The organism is Rhizobium sp. BT03 (genome assembly GCF_030053155.1).
In the GTDB taxonomy this organism is placed as follows: domain Bacteria; phylum Pseudomonadota; class Alphaproteobacteria; order Rhizobiales; family Rhizobiaceae; genus Rhizobium.
The window spans coordinates 3,493,312-3,514,331 of sequence record NZ_CP125640.1 but is presented as its reverse complement, the minus strand read 5'-3'; the positions used below and the strand labels follow the sequence as shown (position 1 = coordinate 3,514,331).

Here is a 21,020-nt window from a genome sequence, read left to right as displayed (position 1 = left end):
GACAATGCCAGTCCCCGCATAAACTGACTTGGTGAGGTGGGCGGTTGGATACTTGCGCTAGATTTTCTGCCGTAGAGCAAAGCGTCACGAGCAAAGCAGACCGATCAGCCTTCAGAGGTGCCCCGCAGGGGCCTCGAAGGACGAAGCGGTTGGCTGCGCTCACAGCCATCCGAATTGTAGGATAGCGCCCCGGTGGCCGACCTCGTCCTTCGAGGCCCCTGCGGGGCGCCTCAGGATGAGGGCGGAGAGAGGACGTCGCCCATCCCCAAACCATGTCGCCGGGCTTGCCGTCGAGCCAGATGTGGCCTCAAAGAATCAGGCGGCAGTCCGCACGTTCGAGATCGTGCCGATCAGCTCGTTGACGATACGCTCGATTTGAGCGCGGTCGTCGCCCTCGGCCATGACGCGGATCAGCGGCTCGGTGCCCGAGGGGCGGATGACGAGGCGGCCGTTCTTGGCGAGCTCGGCTTCGGCATCGGCGATCGCCTTCTGCACCTGGATATCCTCCAGCGGCTTGCCGCCGCTGATACGCACGTTGCGCAGGAGCTGCGGCACCGGCTCGAAGCGGCGGCAGACCTCGCTGACGGTCCGGCCGGTCCGCTTGACCGCGGCCAGGATCTGCAGCGCTGCGACCAGACCGTCGCCAGTCGTGCCGTAGTCCGAGAGCACGATGTGGCCCGACTGTTCGCCGCCGACATTGTAATTGTGCTGGCGCATATGCTCGACGACGTAACGGTCGCCGACCCGCGTGCGGGCAAGCGCCATGCCGCGCTCGTCGAGGAAGCGCTCGAGGCCGAGATTGGACATCACGGTGGCGACGATGCCATTGCCGCGCAGCTGCTGGTTCTCGGCCCAGCTCTCGGCGATGACGGCCATCAACTGGTCACCGTCGACGATCGAGCCGTTTTCATCGACGATGATGACTCGGTCGGCATCGCCATCGAGCGCGATGCCGATATCGGCGCGCACTTCGTCGACCTTCTTCTGCAGCGCAACCGGGCTCGTGGAGCCGCAATTCAAATTAATGTTGGTGCCGTTCGGCTCGTTGCCGATGGTGACGACTTCGGCACCGAGCTCCCAGAGCACGGCAGGCGCCACTTTGTAGGCGGCACCATTGGCGCAGTCGATCGCGATCCTCAGACCCTGCAGCGTCACGTCGCGCGGCAGCGTGCGCTTGGCATGTTCGATATAGCGGTCATGCACGCCATCGACGCGTTTGGCGCGGCCGATATCGTCGGATTTGGCAAGCTGGGCGTTCAGGTCCTTTTCGAGCAGATCCTCGATCTCGGCTTCGAGGTCGTCGGAAAGCTTGTAACCATCAGGGCCGAAGAGCTTGATGCCGTTATCCTCGTAAGGATTGTGCGACGCCGAGATCATCACGCCGATATCGCAGCGCAGCGAGCGCGTCAGCATCGCGACGGCAGGCGTCGGAATCGGGCCGAGAATAAAGGCATCCAGACCAGCCGCGGTGAAGCCTGCGACCATGGCGTTCTCAAGCATATAACCGGAAAGGCGCGTATCCTTGCCGATGACGACGCGGTGGCGGTGGTTGCCGCGGCGGAAGATCGTGCCGGCGGCAATGCCGACCCGCATGGCGAGATCCGGCGTCATCGGGAAGACGTTGGATTGGCCGCGAATACCGTCCGTACCGAAATAGCGTCTCTTCATCTGCTCTCCTGCGCTTTTCGCGCGCCATTCAAGGCAGCGCACCGTTCCAAGCGAATCCGGCTTCCGTGGAATGTCGTCAATCCAGGAGCGTGATTCACGCTTGCCTCAATTCAGCGGAATGCCACAAAATGCGGCGATCGGCACGTAAATTAGCAAGAAAAATGATTATATCCCGTTACCAATAGAAAAGGCCGGATCTCCTGCTGGGGAAACCCGGCCTTGTTCAAGATGGTCTCAGCCGCTCAATGCGGCTGCGGTTCGAGGCCGGCTTCGGGTTCGTCGCCCTTGGCGGCAGGCCGCGCGCCGGCCTTCGGAACGGCCGAACCGCGGCTTGGCGGCGAATCATCGCCGAGATCGCGCGACGGCTTCTCGCCGCGGATCAGCGCCTTGATCTCTTCGCCGGTCAGCGTCTCGTATTCGAGCAGGCCTTCGGCAAGCGCGACGAATTCGTCGTGCTTGTCGGTCAGGATCGTGCGGGCCTGGGTATAGGCTTCGTCGATCAGGCGGCGCACTTCATTGTCGATCTTCTGCGCGGTTGCTTCCGAAACATTCTTCGACTGCGAAACCGAGTGGCCGAGGAAGACTTCCTGCTGGTTCTCGCCATAGGCGACCTGACCGAGCTGGTCGGAGAAGCCCCATTGCGTGACCATGGCACGGGCAAGCTTGGTCGCCTGCTCGATGTCGGAGGAGGCACCGGAGGTGATGTTCTCCTTGCCGAAGGTGAGTTCTTCAGCGACACGGCCGCCCATCATGATGCAGAGGCGCGACACCATCCACTTGTAGCTCATCGAGTAGCGATCGCCCTCGGGAAGCTGCATGACCATGCCGAGCGCACGGCCGCGCGGAATGATCGTCGCCTTGTGCAACGGATCGGCGACGGCGACATTGAGCGCGGTGATGGCGTGACCGGCTTCATGGTAAGCGGTGAGCTTCTTTTCCGCCTCGGTCATGGCCGAGGAGCGGCGCTCGGCGCCCATCATGATCTTGTCTTTGGCGTCTTCGAATTCCTGCATGGTGACGACGCGCTTGTTGCGGCGGGCGGCCATCAGGGCGGCTTCGTTGACGAGGTTCATCAGATCGGCGCCGGAGAAACCGGGCGTGCCGCGGGCAAGAACCTTGAGATCGACATTCGGCGCCAGCGGAACGTTGCGGGCATGCACCTTGAGGATGCGCTCGCGGCCGACGATATCGGGGTTCGGCACCACGACCTGACGGTCGAAACGGCCGGGACGCAGCAGCGCCGGGTCGAGAACGTCGGGACGGTTGGTGGCGGCAATCAGGATCACGCCCTCATTCGCCTCGAAGCCATCCATCTCGACCAGCAGCTGGTTCAGCGTCTGCTCGCGTTCGTCATTGCCGCCGCCGAGACCGGCGCCGCGATGACGGCCGACGGCATCGATTTCGTCGATGAAGATGATGCAGGGCGCATTCTTCTTCGCCTGCTCGAACATATCGCGCACGCGGCTAGCGCCGACGCCGACGAACATTTCGACGAAGTCGGAACCTGATATGGTGAAGAAGGGAACGTTGGCTTCGCCGGCGACCGAGCGGGCAAGCAGCGTCTTGCCGGTGCCCGGAGGGCCGACGAGCAGCACGCCGCGCGGGATCTTGCCGCCGAGACGCTGGAACTTCTGCGGATCCCGCAGGAATTCGACGATTTCTTCGAGATCCTGTTTGGCCTCGTCGACACCGGCGACGTCTTCGAAGGTCACGCGGCCATGCGCTTCGGTGAGCAGCTTGGCCTTCGACTTGCCGAAGCCCATCGCGCCGCGCGAGCCACCCTGCATCTGCCGCATGAAAAACAGCCAGACACCGAGGATGAGCAGCATCGGCAGCAGCGTTCCGAGGTAGCTCAGAAAGCCGGAGGACCCATCGGTCTCCGGACGCGCAGTGACAGCAACGTTTTTGGCCTGCAGACGGTCGAGCAAGCTGTCGTCGATGACGGGCGAATAGGTCTGGAAGTTATTATTGTTCTCCAGATAGGTTCCGCTCAGCCGATTGCCGGTGACCACGACATCCTTCACGCGGCCCGCATCGACCTCACGCAGGAACTGCGAATAAGGGATTTCGCGGGAGCCCGTCTGCGCCGGCGCCGTCTGAAACATACTGAAAAGGGCGATCAGCAGAAGCGCTATGATCGCCCACAAGGCGAAGTTACGTAAGTTAGGGTTCATTGAACTCCCCAGCACTGGAACAGCCGCCTCATGGCGACCGTCTTATTCGTTTCTAACATAGGGTTGCGCCGTGCGATTGCCAAGGCGATCCCCCAGGTCAGATGGTTTTTCCGTCAATACTTCTTAAAGGCGGCCTCGCATAGGGCGCCGTCGCGAAAACCGCCGAAAGCCTGTTGGCAAAGATGAAATCAAATCGTGTCAAAAAGCGGTCGAAGGGTGCGAAATAGGGTGTGAGATGGATCGCTGCGGCGGATTCCAGAGATAGAGGGTGTCCATCGACGGAAAAAGCCGGCGCTGAGGCGACGGCACGCTTCGAAGCGGACTTGGGCAGGCCCCTGCTCCACTCCCCCTCATTCCTGTGCTCGTCACAGGAATCCAGCGCGCCCAAGTCCTTGGGCGCGGGAGATTCGTCCTGTTTTGTCGAGTCATTCACCGCGCCGACGCGCGGTGGCTGGATTCCTGTGACATCCCTCAGGCGAAGCCCTGAGGACACAGGAATGAGGGAGGAGCGGGTGGCCTGCGCCTCTATCCTTACGGTCGCTCCGGAGCCGTTTGCGGCTTCAAACCGCCCATCCCACACCCCCGCCTCTCCCGGTCGCAACACCAGCGGCAATATTCCCCGGCTCTCGCGCGAGAGATAGAGCCCGTCACGCCTCAGATCGAACACCACTCGACCGACAGTCATCCGCCCCGGTTCCCCGCCGGTGACAAATGAGAGAAGGCGCTCCATCTGCGCCCTCCCCGGCGCGAATGCCTGCCCGCCGAAGACCGCCGTCAGGCGGCCGAGCGCATAGTCCAGAACTGCGCGATCCTGCCGCAACCCATCGACAGATACCTGGCCAAGCAGACCGCCATGAAGCCTGAAATGGCGGTCAAGCCATTCGGCTGCTGCGGACGACACAGCCAGCCGTGCTTCCCAGGCCGCGCGAATATCCGTCTCCATCGCAGGATCGGTCGATAGCTGCCGGCGCACCCGCACCCGCTCGTATTTTACGTCCTCATTGCTGGGGTCGTCGATCCACGAAACACGCTGATCTTTGAGAAAAGCGCGGATATCTGCCCGGCTGGAAAAGAGAAGCGGCCGCAAAATCCAGAACCGCCGGTCGAACAGCACCGCATCGGCGATACCTGATGACAGCTGCTCCGTTCGCACGCCGCGCATCTGCAATGTTTCGCGCTGATCGTCGAGAGTATGGCCGGTGGCGATGAGATCGGCGCCAAACGCTTCCGCCGCTTCGGCGAGCAGGCTGTAACGCGCCTCGCGGGCCGCGGCCATGATGCCGGTTTTCGGCTTGTCGCCCTGCCAGGTCATGATGGTGTGGGCAATGCCGAGCGGCGTACAGAGGGCTGCGACTTCTCGCGCCTCGTCTGCGGAGCCGGTGCGCAACGCGTGGTCGACGGTCGCAGCGCATAGGGAGATTTTGAGATGGGGCGCGGCCTTCACGGCTTCATCGAGAAGGAGAAGCAGGCCGGTGGAATCGCTGCCGCCCGATATCGCGACGAGAATGCGTGCGGGGCTTTGAAGCGAGGTGAGAAACTGGAGGATCGCCTCTCGCGGCGATCGGGCTTCCGGAAACATGCCGGAAGACCTTAGCAGGCGAGGCGCTTCTGTTCGCTCGCAACCTTGCTTATGACGGCACGCGAAGCCTTCGGATAGCGCTTCGAGACTTCGCGCAGTGTTGCACAGGCCGTCTCGGTATTGTCGAGCGCCGCAAGCGACATGCCGAGTTTCAACAGCATCTCGGGCGCCTTTTCGGATGTGCCGTATTTCTGATGCGCATTGAGGAAGGTCTTGGCCGCCTCGTTGTACTTGCCCTGCGAATAGAGCGCTTCGCCGAGCCAGAAATTGGCGTCCGCCGCCCGCGCGCTGCTCGGGTAGCGGGTGATGTACTGGGTGAATTCCTGTTCGGCCGTGCTGTAGTCGCCGGATAAGACGTGACCATAGGCCGCCTTGTACTGGTCCGCCTCGCCGCCGAGCGAGGCAGTCTGCTGCGGCGCGCCGGGAGTGGCATCGGGGATAGGGCCGGAACCCATTCCCGCATTTTCATCGACGGTTCCGCCGACCGGATTGCCGTTCTGATCGAAATCGATCGAGCCGAGCTCCTTCGGCGGCTGGCCGAGGCCGCTATTGCCAGGCACGTTGGTGGAGGGAGCCGTTTCGGCCCCCTGCGGTGCTTGGATCACCCTGGCAACGTCATCGCCGCCGGAAGCTGCCGGAGCGGTATCGGTCTCGCTCTTTTTGACAGGAGCTTTGGCGCCGCCGCCGCTGGCGCCCGTCTTTTCCAACTGCTGGAAGCGGAATTCATTGTCTTCCTGCTGCTTGCGGATCGTCTCCTGCATCTGCAGCAGCTGGAAGCTCATCTCCTCGATCCGGCCGTTCAGCTGCCGCAGTTGCTCTTCGAGCTGCTGCACGCGAACCTCGGCGTCGCCGCTCTGCACTTTGACAACAGGCGGCGCCGACTGGTTTTCCGCGGATCGGCCGCCGAGATGCAGCCCAAAGAACGAAGCGGAATAGGCCGCCCGTTCGCTCCCGGTTACAGCCGCGAGGCACAGCATGCCTGCCACGACAAGTTTCTTCATATGTATCGTCCTGTCCCAGTGATTCTTCGCACCTCGATGGCACGAACAGGAGATTTTTCCAATTGCTGTCAAAAAGCAACGGAGTCTGGCCAAAGTGTGGTCAAAAAGAAAGGCGGCCCCCGAGAGGACCGCCTTTCCGAAAGCCAACGAAATCGGCAGATTACATGCCGGCGCCGCCGAGAACCGTGACCGCACGGCGGTTCTGCGACCAGCAGGAAATATCGTCGCAGACGGCGACCGGACGTTCCTTGCCGTAGGAGATCGTCTTCAGGCGCTGCGCCGGGACGCCGCGCGAGGCGAGGTAATCCTTGGCGGCAGCCGCACGGCGAGCGCCGAGTGCCAGGTTGTACTCGCGCGTGCCGCGCTCGTCGGCATGGCCTTCGACAGTGATCTGGTAGTTCGGGTAGCGGGCGAGCCACTGCGCCTGACGGTCGAGCGTCTGCGAGGCATCGGCGCGGATCGACGAGGAGTCGGTGTCGAAGAAGATGCGGTCGCCGACATTGACCGTGAAGTCCTGGGCCGAGCCCGGCGTTGCCGCACCGCCGCCGAGGCCCATATCGCCGGCGCTGTTCGGCATGCCGCCGTTCTTCTTGGTACCGCAGCTTGCAAGTGCAAGACCGGCGACCAGCGCGATCATGACGGGGTTGCGGGCGAAATTCTGCATGCGGCTCATAGCCGGGGTATGAATTCGGCTCATGGCCGGTCTCCTTGCGAGTTCATCAGGGTTTCCGGACAGTAACCGCACTCGGTTAACCGCCCCTCAAAGTTTATGGTTAACAATTTACTGATTTGTCCCGTAGTCGCCCGGTTTTCATGATTCTGAGGCGACATGAAGGCATTGCCGCACCCGCTACTCCATAAGCGGCGACCAGGCCGGGTCGGAACCGTAGCTCGGCGTCTTGACGAGTTGTTCATTATAGCCGGTCAGATCGATCGAATAGAGCTGCGGCCCGCCTGAGCCTGCAGCCTGGCGGAAGAACATCAGCACGCGGCCGTTCGGCGCCCAGGTCGGGCCTTCATTGTGGAAGCCGGTCGTCAGGATGCGCTCGCCGGAACCGTCGGGTTTCATCACGCCGATCGAGAACTTGCCGCCGGCCTGCTTGGTAAAGGCGATGAGATCGCCGCGCGGCGACCAGACCGGCGTCGAATAGGAACCGTCGCCGAAGGAAATGCGGGTTTGGCCGGAACCATCGGCATTCATCACGTAGATCTGCGGCTTTCCGCCCCGGTCGCTTTCGAAGCTGATGCGGGCACCATCAGGCGAATAGGAGGGCGAGGTGTCGATCGCCGCCGTCGAGGTCAGCCGCGTCGTCGTGCGCGAGCGCAGGTCCATCGTATAGATGTTGGAGTTGCCCTCCTGCTGCAGGCTCATGATCACCTTCTGGCCATCAGGAGAAAAGCGCGGCGAGAAAGTCATACCAGGAAAATTGCCGACCACCTCGCGCTGCCCGGTTTCGAGCTGCAGCAGGTAGACCCGCGGCTGCTGGTTGGCAAAGGACATGTAGGTGACTTCCTGCCGGCTCGGCGAGAAGCGCGGCGTCAGCACGAGATCGCTACCATCCGTCAGCATGCGCACGTTGAAGCCGTCCTGATCCATGATCGCGAGCTGGCGCTTGCGCTGCTGCTTGGTGCCGGATTCGGAGACGAAGACGACACGGGTGTCGAAATAGCCTTCCTCACCGGTGATCTGCTTGTAGATCGCATCGGCGATGATGTGAGCCACACGGCGCCAGTTCTCCGGCTGCGTATAGAACTGCTGACCGGTCATCTGCTGGCCGGCAAAAGTATCCCACAGGCGGAATTCGGCGCGAAGGCGGCCATCGGCTTCCTTGGTAACCCTACCGGTGACCAGTGCCTGGGCATTGATGACCTTCCAGTCCTCGAAGCGCGGCGAAGCGTCAGGATTGGAAATCTTCTCGATGAAAGCGGTTTTGTTGATGGGCGCGAAGAGGCCAGAGCGCTGCAGGTCGGCGGCGATGACTTGCGAGACCTGCGCGCCCATGTCGCCCTGGAAGTCGGTCACCGCGATCGGCAGCGGTTGGACGTTACCCTTATTGATGTTGATTTCAACGAGCGCATTTGCCGGCGTTGCGAACGTGGCTATGGTCATGAGACCAGCAGCGACCGCAATCGCGCGGATAAAGGAACATTTGTTCATGGAGTAAAAGCCTTTCAGCATTTAAATTCCGAGATCGCTTGGATCGAAGTTGACGACGACTTCGCTCCAGGCATCGTATTTGTCTTTCGGAAGCGACGAAAAGGGGGCCGATTTCATGATCGCGCGATAGGCGCCGCCGGCGAGGGCCCGGCGGGTGGACTCATTATCACCGCCAACCGCCTCGACTTGCGGCTCGCCGACGATATTGCCGTCCTGATCAAGATTCATATGCACCTTGATGCGAACGTCGCCCATACCCTCCATGCCGGGAACGACCGACCAGTTCCCTGCGATGGCGCTCTTCAGCGCATCCATCTCGCTCAAAGACAGCTTCGAGCCGCCGTTGCTCTTCTTCGCCCCTAGAGATGCCTCCTGCGTCGATCGCTTGGCGCCGCCGGCGGAAGGATCAGTCTTGTTCAGCAGCGCCGATATCTCGTCGGCATTGAAGTCGCTCTTCATCGATGAAGCGGATTTCGCCGTTTCCTGCTTCTTGTCGGCCTTCTTCTTGTCGGTCGGCGTGTCGGCGGTCTTCGGCTGGTCCGGGGTCTTTTCCGGCGGCTTTTCGGCAGGCTTCTGCGGTTCCGGCGGTTTCACCTGCGGTTTGGCGACCGGGGTCGGCACATTGTCCGGCAGCGCCTCGGCATCGGGCTTCGGCGGTTCATCGGGCTTGGCCTGCTCTTCCGGCGGTTTTTCCTCGGGCTTCGGCGGCGTCACCTCGACGGGCTTCGGCGGCGGAATGGAAGCGACTTCCTTCGGCTGCTCGACTTCCGTTTCCTCCTTGACGATGTCCTTGACGTCATTCGGCTTGGGATCGGTCTTCGGCTGCGGCTTTTCGCTCGAATTCGCCGCGGCAGCCTCGCTATTGCTCGGCTTGGCGTTCGGGACTGGCGGCGTCTTCAGGTCGACATTGTTGTCGCCGGCGTTCTCTGCCGGCTGCGCGATCGGCGGACGTGTCGTCGGCACCGGCGCTGATGTCTCCTTCTTCGGAGCCTTCTTGTCACCCTGCTGCATCTGGGTGATCGATTCCACCGGCACGAGATCGACCGGCATCGCCTCGAAATCCTCCACCTTGAAGGATTCAGGCGCGCTAAGCGACACCATCGCCCAGGTAAGCACCAGGCAGTGCAGAACAGCAGATGTGACGACGCTGGTCTTCATCTTGAACGCTATTGGTCCTTCTTCTGCTGCGTCACGAGACCGATATTCTTGAAGCCTGCGCCCTGAATACGAGCCATGACGTCGGCGATGACGCCGTAGGGCGCTGTCGCATCGCCGCGCACGAAGATCCGTTCGTTGTAGCCGGTGGTGGCGATCGCCTCGAGCTTGGCGGCGATCTCGGCGGCCGGGATCGGCGTTTCCTGCAGGAACACCTCGCCGTCGTTCTTGACGGAGATGGTGATCGGCTGCGTCTCGGAATTCAGCGCCTTGGCCTGCGTTTCCGGCAGGTCGATCGGCACGCCGACGGTCATCATCGGTGCGGCGACCATGAAGATGATCAAAAGCACGAGCATGACGTCGACGAGCGGCGTCACGTTGATTTCGGAAATCACGGCCTTGTTCCGACCGCCGCGACGGCGGCGTCCGCCGCCCCCGCCGCCATTGCCTCCAACAGCCATACCCATGTCAGTATACTCCGCTGGTTACTGAGCTGCAGCGCGCGGCTGCAGCTTCTCGTCGATCTGGCGCGAAAGTATGGCGGAGAATTCATCCGCGAAACCTTCCATGCGGCCCGAGAGCTTGCCGGCATCGGCAGAGAACTTGTTGTAGGCGATAACCGCCGGAATAGCGGCGACAAGGCCGATTGCGGTGGCAAGCAGCGCTTCGGCGATACCGGGCGCGACGACCGCAAGGTTGGTCGACTTCGAACCGGCGATCGCCTGAAACGAAGTCATGATGCCGACGACCGTGCCGAAGAGGCCGATGAACGGACCGGCCGAACCGATCGTCGCCAGCGATCCGAGGCGGGCGCCGAGAAATTCCGATTCGCGTGACAGCGTCACATCCATCGCCCGGTCGATACGCATCTGCAGGCCGATCGGCGAACGGGCGCCGCGCTCGAAGGATTTTTTCCACTCGCGCATGGCCGCCACAAAGATCGCCGCCAGCCCCGTATTGTTGCGGTCCGACAGCGAGCGGTAGAGTTCTTCCAACGACTGGCCCGACCAGAAGACCTGCTCGAACTTGTCGAACTGGCGCCGTGCGCGGCCATAGGCCAGATATTTGTCGATGACGATCGCCCAGGTCCACACCGAGGCTGCGATGAGCCCGAGCATGACGAGCTTGACGACGATGCCGGCCTGCATGAAAAGCGACCAGAGGCTGACGTCCGTCGTTGCTGCTGCCAATCCTACTTGTTCCATTGATCCAAAATCCCCGAATCCAAACGCCCGGTGCTGGACCGGGCGGCACAAAGTGATCTCGCAAGAAGTGTCCGGCGGCCGCCGCCCAAAGCCCTGGTCAAGCTTCCAAGCTCATCTTCCGCCTTCTTGCCGTCAAATTTGGTCAAAGGAAGGCGTGCACCGCACAAACTCCGACTTTCCTAGTAAGACACTATTATGGTTAATAGATCGTTAGTGCCGGACTATGACAGTAAGCCTGTGTCTGGAAGATTTCGTTCCATGGTTTACTTGACCGGAGCAAGATCCGGCTGCCGAAAGAGCGCTCATCCTGCGGCGCGGGAATTCCTTCACATAAAGTTCAAGTTTTGACAAGCCTGAATTCCGGGCGATTCGCGGCTATAGCGGCGTGCTGCCTTCCAGGAATTTCGCTGCCAGCGTTTCCGGCAACCGCCTCGGCCGCCCCCTGGCATTGATGACGGCGATGATCACCTTGGCTGATATCAGCAGCGTCTCGCCCGAGCGGATCTGCTGATTGAGCACCATCTTGGCGCCGCCGGCTTTTTCCGTGTGGGTCAGGATCGTCAGCACGTCGTCCATGCGCGCCGGGCTCTTGAAGTCGATCTCCATGCGGTGGACGACGAAGACGAGGCCCTCCTCGTCGGCGCTGACGAGTTCGCGCTGCTCGACGCCGAGGCAGCGCAGATAATCGGTGCGGCCGCGCTCGAGGAAATGCAAGTAGCGGGCATGGTAGACCAGGCCGGAGAAGTCCGTATCTTCATAATAGACACGCTGGACGAGGCGGTGCCCGGCCTCGGTCAGCTCTCCCGAAATGGAAAAAGGGCGCTCGGTCATAATTTTCTCCAAACTGCGGTGCCCTCTTTGGCGCAACGCTTGCCCACAGGCAAGCATTGAATGCCCGGCCGGTAGGCATTGAATGATTGTCATAATTCCTAACTATCCCCGATATCGAGCGACAGATCAGGAGACGATGTAATGAAAATTGCGGTTATGGGCGGAGACGGTTTCATTGGCTGGCCGACGTCGCTGCATCTCTCCGATGCCGGGCATGACATTCATATCCTCGACAATCTCTCACGCCGCTGGATCGACACGGAACTTGGCGTTCAGTCGCTGACACCGATGGATTCGATCCAGGAGCGCACCCGCATCTGGCATGCCGAAACCGGGCGCCGCATCCACTTCAATCTGATCGATCTCGCCAGGGATTACGAGCTGCTGAAGAACTGGCTTTCCGAACACCGCCCGGATGCCGTCGTCCACTTCGCCGAACAGCGGGCCGCGCCCTATTCGATGAAGAGCGACCGCCACAAGAATTACACTGTTAACAACAATGTCAGCGCCACGCACAACCTGCTGAACGCACTGACCGAGCTCAATCTCGACGCCCATCTCATCCATCTCGGCACCATGGGCGTCTACGGCTATTCGACGGTGGGCGCGGCGATCCCCGAAGGCTACCTGCCGGTCGGCATCGAAACGGCGGGCGGCGAGACGGTCAGCCAGGAGATCCTCTATCCCTCCAATCCCGGCTCGATCTACCACATGACCAAGTGCCTGGATCAGCTCCTCTTCCAGTTCTACGCCAAGAACGACGGATTGAGGATCACCGACCTGCACCAGGGCATCGTCTGGGGCACACATACCGAGCAGACGCGCCGCCATGCGCAGTTGATCAACCGTTTCGATTACGATGGCGATTACGGCACGGTCCTGAACCGCTTCCTCATCCAGGCGGCGATCGGCTATCCGCTGACGGTGCACGGCACCGGCGGCCAGACCCGCGCCTTCATCCATATCCAGGATTCTGTACGCTGCATCGAGCTGGCATTGAGGAATCCGCCGGCCTGCGGCGCCCGCGTCGAAATCTTCAACCAGATGACGGAAACCCACCGGGTGCGCGACCTCGCCCAGATGATCGCGGGCATCAGCGGCGCCGACATCGCCTGGCTGCCCAACCCGCGCAAGGAAGCCGCAGAGAACGAGCTGATCGTTCAGAACGAGAAATTCCGCAATCTCGGCCTCGAACCGATCACGCTGGAAACAGGCCTGCTCGGCGAGATCGTCGACGTCGCGAAAAAATTCGCCTATCGCGTCGACCGCTCGCGCGTCCCGGCCGTCTCCGCCTGGACCAGGGACATCGCCGCGACGATCAACCACGATCCGGAAGGCAAGCGGCTGAAGTCGGTGTCATGAGTGCTGAGCGATGACGAAGACTAGAAAGGCCGCGGCTTGCCCCCTCTTCTCCCCAGCGGGGAGAAGGTGGCCCGGAGGGTCGGATGAGGGGGCCACACGGCACGCCCTTCATTGCCCTTCGCTTGCGCTCAGCGCACTCGCTCCTATCGGCGCTCGCCCCCTCATCCGCCTGCCGGCACCTTCTCCCCGCTGGGGAGAAGAGACATGCAGCAACGCCTTGCCGTCTCTCCTCCGCTGGAGCAAGACATATCGAGGCAGTCGAACCCGATGAACCGCTCGTCCGTATTCGCCTACGTCACCCTCGTCACCAACGCCGACTACGCCATGGGCGCCACCGCCCTCGCCCACTCCCTGAGGCGCACCGGCACCACCGCAGACATCGTCGTCCTCCATACCGGCGGCGTCGATGCCGCCGCCCTCGCCCCGCTCAAGGCCCTCGGCTGCCGGCTGATCGAAGTCGAGCACCTGCCGCTGTCTGCCGCCTTCAACGAGCGCCACGCCCGCAGCCGGCTCCATTCGGCTGCCCCCTTCACCAAAGGCCGCAAGCCGGATTTCCATTCGCCGCTCGACAATTTCTGCAAGCTCAGGCTGTGGCAGCTCGTCGAATACGAGCGCTGCGTCTTTATCGACGCAGACGCCCTGGTGCTGAAGAACGTCGACAGGCTTTTCCTCTATCCGGAATTCTCAGCCGCGCCCAATGTCTACGAAAGCCTTGCCGACTTCCGCCGCATGAATTCCGGCGTCTTCGTCGCCACGCCGTCGCATGACACATTCCGGAACATGCTTGAAAGCCTCGACAGGCCGGACGTCTTCTGGCGGCGCACCGATCAGACCTTTCTCGAGACCTTCTTCCCGGATTGGCACGGCCTGCCGGTTTATTTCAACATGCTGCAATATGTATGGTTCACCATGCCGGCGCTTTGGGACTGGAAGAGCATTTCCATCCTGCACTACCAGTATGAAAAACCGTGGGAAAAGAATCATCCCAAGGCAGCGCGGCTACAACCTTTGATCGATTTGTGGCACCGTTTCCACGACAACAGCGATGTGCCCGAGATTGCGGCGCTGGCCAATCCGGAAGGAGCAGCATGAAGGTACTGGTATCCGGCGGAACGGGTCTCGTCGGCCGCTATGTCGTCGAGGAACTTTTGAGCGCCGGTTATCAGGTGATCGTCGGCGGGCGCCGTGCGCCGCCACCTCGCCTCTTCTCCCGCCCGGTTGAGTTCGCGGCACTTTCGCTCGATCCCAATAAGGATCAGATCGACATTTTCGACGACGCCTATTTCTTCGTCCACGCCGCCTTCAACCATGTTCCGGGCAAATATCGCGGCGGCGAAGGCGACGATCCAAAGAGTTTCCACAGGTTGAACCTCGACGGCACCGTCCGCCTTTTCGACGCCGCCAAACGCGCCGGCACGCGCCGCTGCATCTTCCTCTCCAGCCGCGCCGCCTATGGCGAACATCCCGACGGAACCGAGCTCGCGGAAACGATGCTGGCCAAGCCGGAAACGCTCTACGGCCAGGTCAAGCTGGATGCAGAACGCGCGCTTGCCCACCTCTCCACTCCAGGTTTTGCCGGCGTAAGCCTGAGGGCGACCGGCATCTACGGCGATCGCTCGCCGAACAAGTGGGACGGCCTCATCGCCGATTACCTCGCCGGCCGGCCGGTGGTTTCGCGTGTGGGGACGGAAGTTCACGGCCACGACCTCGGGCGTGCGGTACGGCTGATGCTGGAGACGGAAAGCACCCGCATCTCCGGCGAGGTCTTCAACGTCTCGGACATATCGGTCGACACGCGCGACATCCTTTCAGCCATCCGACGCGAGACCGGCTGTCGGCACGTGCTGCCGCCCCCCACCGACAGGATGGCGCTCAATCCCATGAGCACGGCGAAAATCCGCGCGCTCGGCTGGATGCCGGGCGGGGCCGCACTGTTCGAGGAGACGATGCAGCGGCTCGCCGCGGCGCTCCCGACACCTCGGGAACACAGGTCCACGCAAGTCTGACATGGCAGGATGCGCCCAATTGCAATCGGGGACCCGAATTATCGGGGATTGTCCATGCAGGTCGCAACCACGTCTGCCTCCATCCTCCTGCGCGGCACGTCTTCGGCGGCAGCCATATCCGCTGCCGGAAACGAGACCGATCAGGGTGTGCTGAAGCTGCAGCGCAGCACCAAGACGCTGCAGCAGATGCGCCAGACCTCGGCGAATTCCGAGGACGAAGCCAAGACGAAGGCGCAACGCAGGCTGGAAGAGGCAAAGCAGCAGCTGGAGATGCTGCGCAGCTCCAACATGCCGCCCGAGGTGGTCGCCCGTCTGGCCGCCGAACTGGCGCGCAAGGTCGGCACGGCCGCCTCCGAATTCGCATCGGCTGTCGCGACCGGCAGCCCGGCCGCCGTCGCTTCGGTGGACGCAACCACGGATGCAGCGGCCGCCGCGGCGAGCGAGACTGAAGCTGCACTGACGGATGCCTCCGGAATAACTGCGGCCGAAGCGACCGGATCGCAGGAACCGGTCGACGCCGCCCAGGCCCGCGAGGCCTATCAGAGCACTGCCGAGGACGCGCCAAAATTCTCGGGCATCTCGGCCGATAATCGAGACACGATGGAAGAGTTCAAGGCGGTGGTGCCCGAACTCAAGCAATTGCTCGAAAAGGCGATGCACGACCTGCGCCAGCAGAACCGGCAGGCCGGGACGAACACCGTTTCCGATATGGCAGATTTCTCCATCGGCACCTCGGCAATACCGACCAGCATCATCGTCTGACCTTAGGCCGCATCCCCCGACAAGCCGTGAAACGGGCGCAGCGCTGTCGCATCGGGCATTTGCATCGGACACCCAGCCGTCTATGCTCGCTCGAACCTTTCCCTATCGGGCGGATCGAATGAGCGTGAAAGAACTGAAAACGCAGCTGCGCAATGAACGACTGTCGGCGCGCGACGCCATTTCGCCGGAGAAGCGCGCCGCCAAAAGCCTTGCGATGGCCGATCATGCCGGCGAGGCGGTTGGTTTTGCGCTGGGCACGATTGTCTCCGGCTTCCTGCCGATCCGTTCGGAAGCTGATCTCAGGCCGCTGATGGCACGCTTTGCCGTGCGCGGTGCGCGGCTCTGCGTGCCGGCAATCCTCGACCGGCAGACCATCGTCTTTCGCGAGCTGGCGGAGGGGGCGCCGCTTGTCGATACCGGTTTCGGCACGCTCGGCCCTGGCGCCGATGCCGCCATTCTCGATCCGGAAATTATGCTGGTACCGCTTTCAGCCTTCGATGCCCGCGGCCACCGCATCGGCTACGGCGCCGGCCATTACGACCGCGCCATCAGCCGGCTGAGGCAAAAAGGCCTGCATCCGAAGCTGATCGGCATTGCATTCGACTGCCAGGAAGTGGCACATGTGCCGGACGAGCCGCATGACATTAGCCTGGATGCCATCCTGACAGAAAGCGGCCTTCGCTTTTTTGCCTCTTGGATTGGATAGGGAATGCGGCTGCTTTTTCTGGGTGACATGGTCGGCAAGACGGGACGTACGGCGGTTTGGGACCGCCTTCCCGGCCTGATCTCCGACCTCAAGCTCGATTTCGTCGTCGTCAACGGCGAGAATGCCGCCGGCGGCTTCGGCATCACCGAGGACATCTTTCTGGAAACGATCAATGCCGGCGCCGATGTGGTGACGACGGGCAATCACGTCTGGGACCAGAAGGAAGCCGTGGCTTTTGCCGGGCGGCACGATCAATTCCTGCGGCCGGCCAACTATCCACAAGGCACGCCTGGCCGCGGCTCCGGACTGTTTTATGCCAGGAATGGCGCGCGCGTGCTCGTGGCCAACGTCATGGGCCGGGTCTTCATGCACCCGGAACTCGACGATCCCTTCAAATCGGCGGAGGTGATCCTCGACGCCTGCCCGCTGAAGGAGCAGGCCGATGCGATCATCTTCGATTTCCATGCGGAAGCGACCAGCGAGAAGCAGTGCTTCGGCCATTTCGTCGACGGCCGCGCCAGTTTCGTCGTCGGCACCCACACGCATGTGCCGACGGCCGACGCACAGATCCTGAACGGCGGCACCGCCTATATGTCGGATGCAGGCATGTGCGGCGACTACGACTCCTCCCTCGGCATGGATAAGGAAGAGCCGCTCAACCGCTTCATCTCCAAGATGCCGAAGGGCCGCATGGAAGCAGCCAGCGGCCCGGCGACGATCTGCGGCGTCGGTGTGGAGATTTCAGACAGCACGGGCTTGGCCGAAAAGATCGCGCCGCTCCGGCTCGGACCGCGGCTGGCCGAGACGGTGCCGGAGTTCTGGCGCTAGTCTAGCCGGCGCAAGGCGCGCCCAACACGCGATCGTGAGCATCCCCAGTCTGGACCGCTGCGACCTCATGCCGCATCCTCCCGCCGCCAATTCAAAGTGGTAGAGCGCCGGAGGGCTGGCATGAAGCCGCAATATCTCGTCCTCGCTATCGCATGCCTTGCGGCCTTCGCCGCGGCTGGTCCTGCCGGAGCGCAGGAACAGCGAACGCCCGTCAGCCAGTGCCAGGCGATCGCTGAGACTATCCCGAAGGTAACCTTCGCCAGCTTTTCCGGCGCCGCGCCGTTGGCGCCTGCCGTCTCCGAGGGCGAAGAGGTCAAGTTCACCTTCCTCGGCCATTCCACTTTCGAGATCGACACCCCCGGCGGCATCGTCATCGCGACAGACTATAACGGCTGGTACAGGCCGGCGACGATGCCCGATGTCGTGACCATGAACAAGGCGCACCCGACCCACTATACGCTGACGCCCGATCCTGAGATCAAGCATGTGCTGCATGGATGGAGCGACGTTCCGGGCGAAAAGGCCGATGTCGATCTCGTCGTCGGCGATGCCTATATCCGCAATGTCCCGACAGATATCCGCTTCAGCTACGGCCTCGGCGGTTCGCAGGAGAACGGCAATTCGATCTTCATTTTCGAGATTGCCGGCCTCTGCATCGGCCATCTCGGCCACCTGCACTACGAACTGACGGATGCTCATTATATCGAGATCGGCCGCCTCGACGTCGTCATGGTTCCTGTCGATGGCGGCCTGACGATGGGCGCCGACAGCATGAGCCGCGTCATCAAGCGGCTGCGCTCATCGTTGATTTTGCCGATGCACCGGCGCGGCCCGCCGGTCGAAGCCTTCGTCTCGATGTTCGGCAAGGATTTCGACGTCGCCAATGCGCCCGATGACAGTATCACCGTCTCCATGCGCACGCTGCCGAAAAAGCCGCTGATCTATGTGCTGAAGGGTGTGCAGTAGAAGGGCCGGCAGTCTGCTCCGAGCCGCGACGCCTCAAGCGAACTGCAGGTGACGTTTGATGCCGACATCAGGCATCTTGTCGTCATCGAGATTGGCCTTGGCGATCTCCCAGCCGAATTTCAGCGTGTTGCCCGTCGAAACCCAGATCTCGGCATCGTCGACATGCAAGGCAAGCATGGTGAGCTTGGGATCCTTCTTGCCGCCGTCATACCAGGCCGCGACGATCGAACTCCAATATTCCTCGATCTTGGCAGGGTCGGGACGCACGTCGATCACACCGGCGAGGCAGGCATGATAGTCGTGATCCTTGCCGATGACGCAGAAATGCGCGCGGCTGCCCGGCTTGATGGCGCGCACGATGTCGGCATCGGTCTTGGTGTAGAACCAGATCGTGTTGGTGGTGGGATCGGCATGCGGCGCCATCGGCTGCATGTGCATATCCAGCCCGGAAACTCCGAGCATGCCGGCATGGACATCGTTGACCTGATCCCAGAGCTGACGTGCTGGCTGTTCCTGCGCATCGCTGAGACTTGCCATGACCGTTCCTTTCCGTTGGATGGAGTTGTTGAAACGTCATCCCCTGGCCTTTGTTCCAAACTGCTTTTTCCTTGAACGGCTGTCGTTTCGCTCCTATAAGGCGGCCCATTCCGAACAATGAGACGTGAACAGGGGTGCCATGGCTGGCCATTCACAGTTTAAAAACATCATGCACCGCAAGGGCCGTCAGGATGCCGTGCGGTCGAAAATGTTCTCCAAGCTTGCGCGCGAAATCACCGTAGCCGCCAAGGCCGGCCTGCCCGACCCGATGATGAACGCCCGTCTTCGCCTGGCGATCCAGAACGCCAAGGCCCAGTCCATGCCGAAGGACAATATCGATCGCGCCATCAAGAAGGCAGCCGGCGCCGACGGCGAAAACTATGACGAAGTCCGCTACGAGGGCTACGGTCCCGGCGGTACGGCGATCATCGTCGAAGCCCTGACCGACAACCGCAACCGCACCGCCTCCAACGTCCGCTCGATCTTCACCAAGGCCGGCGGAGCGCTTGGCGAAACCGGTTCGGTCTCCTTCTCCTTCGACCATGTCGGCGAAATCACCTACAAGCTTTCGGTCGGTGACGCCGACAAGATGATGGAAGCCGCGATCGAAGCCGGCGCCGACGATGTCGAGACCGACGAGGAAGGCCACTACATCACCTGCGGTTTCGAAGCCCTCGGCGAAGTGGCGAAAGCGCTGGAAGCAAGCCTCGGCGAAGCCGAAACCGTCAAGGCCGTCTGGCGCGCCCAGAACAACGTGCCGGTGGACGAAGAAAAGGCCCAGTCGCTGATGAAGCTCATCGACAGCCTGGAAGACGATGACGACGTGCAGAACGTCTATTCCAACTTCGAGGTCTCGGAAGAAGTACTGGCCAAGCTCTCGGCCTGATTCTCCTCAATCGATCGCCCATAGAAAACCCGGCCGTGACGCCGGGTTTTTTGTGCCGAGCTGCGCCTTTGCGGATCTATGCCGCGGCGCGCATGAAGCTTCCCAAGCCCGCAAAGAGTTCCACCGATCTCAGCCGCGTCTCGATATCATGGATCGGCATCGAGATGATCACCTCGTCGGCCTGCGTTTCCTTGAGAAACTCCGTCAGTTTCGCCTCCGCCGTCTTCGGCGACCCGACCACGGCGTAACGCAGCGTATGCTCGACGTTCATCTTCTCCATCGGCGACCAGAAGTTTTCCATATCGGCCAACGGCCGAGGGAACGGGCCGCGGACATTGCGGCGCAGGTTGACGAATTGCTGCTCGGCGGAGGTGAAATGGTAGCGTGCCTCCTCGTCCGTATCGGCCACCGCGCCCATGACGCCGACCATCACATAGGGCTTGTCGAGCGTCGCCGAGGGTTGGAAGCGGTCACGGTAGATCGCAATCGCATCGAGCAGCATGTCGGGCGCGAAATGCGAGGCGAAGGCATAGGGAAGCCCGAGCATGGCGGCAAGCTGGGCGCTGTAGAGGCTGGAGCCGAGCAGCCAGATCGGGATATGCGATGAATTGCCGGGAACAGCGAGGATCGCTTGGTTCTCGACCGGCGTGCCGAGGAGCTGCTGCAGTTCGACCACGTCGTTCGGGAAGCTGTTGGCGCCGGCCTCGAGATTGCGGCGCAGCGCCTGTGCCGTGCGCATATCCGTTCCCGGCGCGCGCCCAAGACCGAGATCGACACGGCCGGGGAAGAGCGCCTCCAGCGTGCCGAACTGCTCGGCGATGACGAGCGGCGAATGATTGGGCAGCATGATACCGCCGGAGCCGATGCGGATACTCTTGGTCGCCGCCCCGACATGACCGATGACGACTGATGTGGCCGCACTGGCAATGCCCGGCATGCCGTGATGCTCGGCAAGCCAGAAGCGCTTGTAGCCGAATTCCTCGGCCTTGCGAGCCATCCGCGCCGAACTCTCAAGAGACTGGCGCACGGTGCTGCCATCGGCAACGGGGGAAAGGTCGAGTATGGAGAAGGGAACCATGGAAACCTGCCGGGCAAGTGAAAGATGCAGCCTATGTAGGTTCGCGCCCGCGCCATTCCAAACCATGCGCGCAATCAAAAGGGCCGCTGGAGCACGACCCTTTTTTGCAGCACTGGAA

20 protein-coding genes are annotated in these 21,020 nt (G+C 62.0%); 8 read left to right on the top strand and 12 right to left on the bottom strand.

All coding sequences use genetic code 11. The features are described from left to right. Positions 1-315: 315 nt before the first annotated feature. The 10 genes from glmM to ybgC all read right to left on the bottom strand — a co-directional run bounded on the left by glmM (position 316) and on the right by ybgC (position 11,771). Positions 316-1,668: a phosphoglucosamine mutase gene (glmM, locus tag QMO80_RS17140; RefSeq protein WP_283197600.1), complete on the bottom strand. Its 1,353-nt coding sequence runs from the start codon at positions 1,666-1,668 to the stop codon at positions 316-318. 242 nt (positions 1,669-1,910) lie between these two features. Next, complete coding sequence (ftsH, locus tag QMO80_RS17135) at positions 1,911-3,842, bottom strand: ATP-dependent zinc metalloprotease FtsH (protein ID WP_003590353.1); 1,932 nt, start codon at positions 3,840-3,842, stop codon at positions 1,911-1,913. Between the two features lie 97 nt (positions 3,843-3,939). Beyond that, positions 3,940-5,421 (bottom strand): tRNA lysidine(34) synthetase TilS, encoded by a 1,482-nt coding sequence (gene tilS, locus QMO80_RS17130; protein ID WP_283197599.1) that lies wholly within the window; start codon positions 5,419-5,421, stop codon positions 3,940-3,942. An 11-nt stretch (positions 5,422-5,432) separates the two neighbouring features. Next, positions 5,433-6,422 (bottom strand): tol-pal system protein YbgF, encoded by a 990-nt coding sequence (gene ybgF / locus QMO80_RS17125; protein ID WP_283197598.1) that lies wholly within the window; start codon positions 6,420-6,422, stop codon positions 5,433-5,435. Positions 6,423-6,582: 160 nt separating this feature from the next. After that, positions 6,583-7,119, bottom strand: coding sequence for a peptidoglycan-associated lipoprotein Pal (gene pal / locus QMO80_RS17120; RefSeq protein WP_283197597.1), 537 nt, complete (start codon positions 7,117-7,119; stop codon positions 6,583-6,585). 153 nt (positions 7,120-7,272) lie between these two features. Continuing rightward, on the bottom strand, positions 7,273-8,580 hold the full coding sequence (gene tolB, locus QMO80_RS17115) for a Tol-Pal system beta propeller repeat protein TolB (RefSeq protein ID WP_283197596.1): 1,308 nt from the start codon (positions 8,578-8,580) through the stop codon (positions 7,273-7,275). Positions 8,581-8,601: 21 nt separating this feature from the next. Beyond that, positions 8,602-9,738, bottom strand: coding sequence for a hypothetical protein (locus tag QMO80_RS17110; RefSeq protein ID WP_283197595.1), 1,137 nt, complete (start codon positions 9,736-9,738; stop codon positions 8,602-8,604). An 8-nt stretch (positions 9,739-9,746) separates the two neighbouring features. Then, complete coding sequence (tolR, locus tag QMO80_RS17105; RefSeq protein ID WP_003566333.1) at positions 9,747-10,202, bottom strand: protein TolR; 456 nt, start codon at positions 10,200-10,202, stop codon at positions 9,747-9,749. Positions 10,203-10,220: 18 nt separating this feature from the next. Continuing rightward, positions 10,221-10,940, bottom strand: a complete 720-nt coding sequence (gene tolQ / locus QMO80_RS17100) for a protein TolQ (protein WP_283197594.1) — start codon at positions 10,938-10,940, stop codon at positions 10,221-10,223. 375 nt (positions 10,941-11,315) lie between these two features. Next, positions 11,316-11,771, bottom strand: a complete 456-nt coding sequence (ybgC, locus tag QMO80_RS17095) for a tol-pal system-associated acyl-CoA thioesterase (protein ID WP_064840607.1) — start codon at positions 11,769-11,771, stop codon at positions 11,316-11,318. Positions 11,772-11,912: 141 nt separating this feature from the next. On the opposite strand from ybgC, the gene QMO80_RS17090 reads away from it, so the two are divergent. The 7 genes from QMO80_RS17090 to QMO80_RS17060 all read left to right on the top strand — a co-directional run bounded on the left by QMO80_RS17090 (position 11,913) and on the right by QMO80_RS17060 (position 18,401). Continuing rightward, positions 11,913-13,133 carry an NAD-dependent epimerase/dehydratase family protein gene (locus QMO80_RS17090; RefSeq protein WP_283197593.1) on the top strand — a complete coding sequence of 407 codons (1,221 nt, stop codon included), beginning with the start codon at positions 11,913-11,915 and terminating at the stop codon, positions 13,131-13,133. Between the two features lie 267 nt (positions 13,134-13,400). After that, complete coding sequence (locus QMO80_RS17085) at positions 13,401-14,225, top strand: glycosyltransferase (protein ID WP_283200209.1); 825 nt, start codon at positions 13,401-13,403, stop codon at positions 14,223-14,225. Next, complete coding sequence (locus QMO80_RS17080) at positions 14,222-15,139, top strand: NAD(P)-dependent oxidoreductase (RefSeq protein ID WP_283197592.1); 918 nt, start codon at positions 14,222-14,224, stop codon at positions 15,137-15,139. Before QMO80_RS17085 ends, QMO80_RS17080 begins: the two co-directional genes overlap by 4 nt. 54 nt (positions 15,140-15,193) lie before the next feature. Further along, a complete protein-coding gene (locus QMO80_RS17075) occupies positions 15,194-15,901 on the top strand; it encodes a hypothetical protein (RefSeq protein ID WP_283197591.1) in 708 nt (235 codons plus the stop codon). A 118-nt stretch (positions 15,902-16,019) separates the two neighbouring features. Beyond that, positions 16,020-16,607 (top strand): 5-formyltetrahydrofolate cyclo-ligase, encoded by a 588-nt coding sequence (locus QMO80_RS17070; RefSeq protein WP_283197590.1) that lies wholly within the window; start codon positions 16,020-16,022, stop codon positions 16,605-16,607. Positions 16,608-16,610: 3 nt separating this feature from the next. Further along, positions 16,611-17,435 carry a TIGR00282 family metallophosphoesterase gene (locus tag QMO80_RS17065; RefSeq protein WP_088937659.1) on the top strand — a complete coding sequence of 275 codons (825 nt, stop codon included), beginning with the start codon at positions 16,611-16,613 and terminating at the stop codon, positions 17,433-17,435. A gap of 120 nt (positions 17,436-17,555) precedes the next feature. Further along, positions 17,556-18,401, top strand: coding sequence for an MBL fold metallo-hydrolase (locus QMO80_RS17060; RefSeq protein WP_283197589.1), 846 nt, complete (start codon positions 17,556-17,558; stop codon positions 18,399-18,401). 33 nt (positions 18,402-18,434) lie between these two features. Here the strand turns inward: QMO80_RS17060 and QMO80_RS17055 are convergent, their stop codons facing one another. After that, on the bottom strand, positions 18,435-18,938 hold the full coding sequence (locus tag QMO80_RS17055) for a pyridoxamine 5'-phosphate oxidase family protein (RefSeq protein ID WP_283197588.1): 504 nt from the start codon (positions 18,936-18,938) through the stop codon (positions 18,435-18,437). Positions 18,939-19,077: 139 nt separating this feature from the next. Between QMO80_RS17055 and QMO80_RS17050 the strand changes: the two genes are divergently transcribed. Continuing rightward, positions 19,078-19,824 (top strand): YebC/PmpR family DNA-binding transcriptional regulator, encoded by a 747-nt coding sequence (locus QMO80_RS17050; protein ID WP_049734610.1) that lies wholly within the window; start codon positions 19,078-19,080, stop codon positions 19,822-19,824. 76 nt (positions 19,825-19,900) lie between these two features. On the opposite strand, the gene QMO80_RS17045 is transcribed toward QMO80_RS17050, so the two are convergent. Next, positions 19,901-20,902, bottom strand: coding sequence for an LLM class flavin-dependent oxidoreductase (locus QMO80_RS17045; RefSeq protein WP_283197587.1), 1,002 nt, complete (start codon positions 20,900-20,902; stop codon positions 19,901-19,903). Positions 20,903-21,020: the final 118 nt, after the last annotated feature.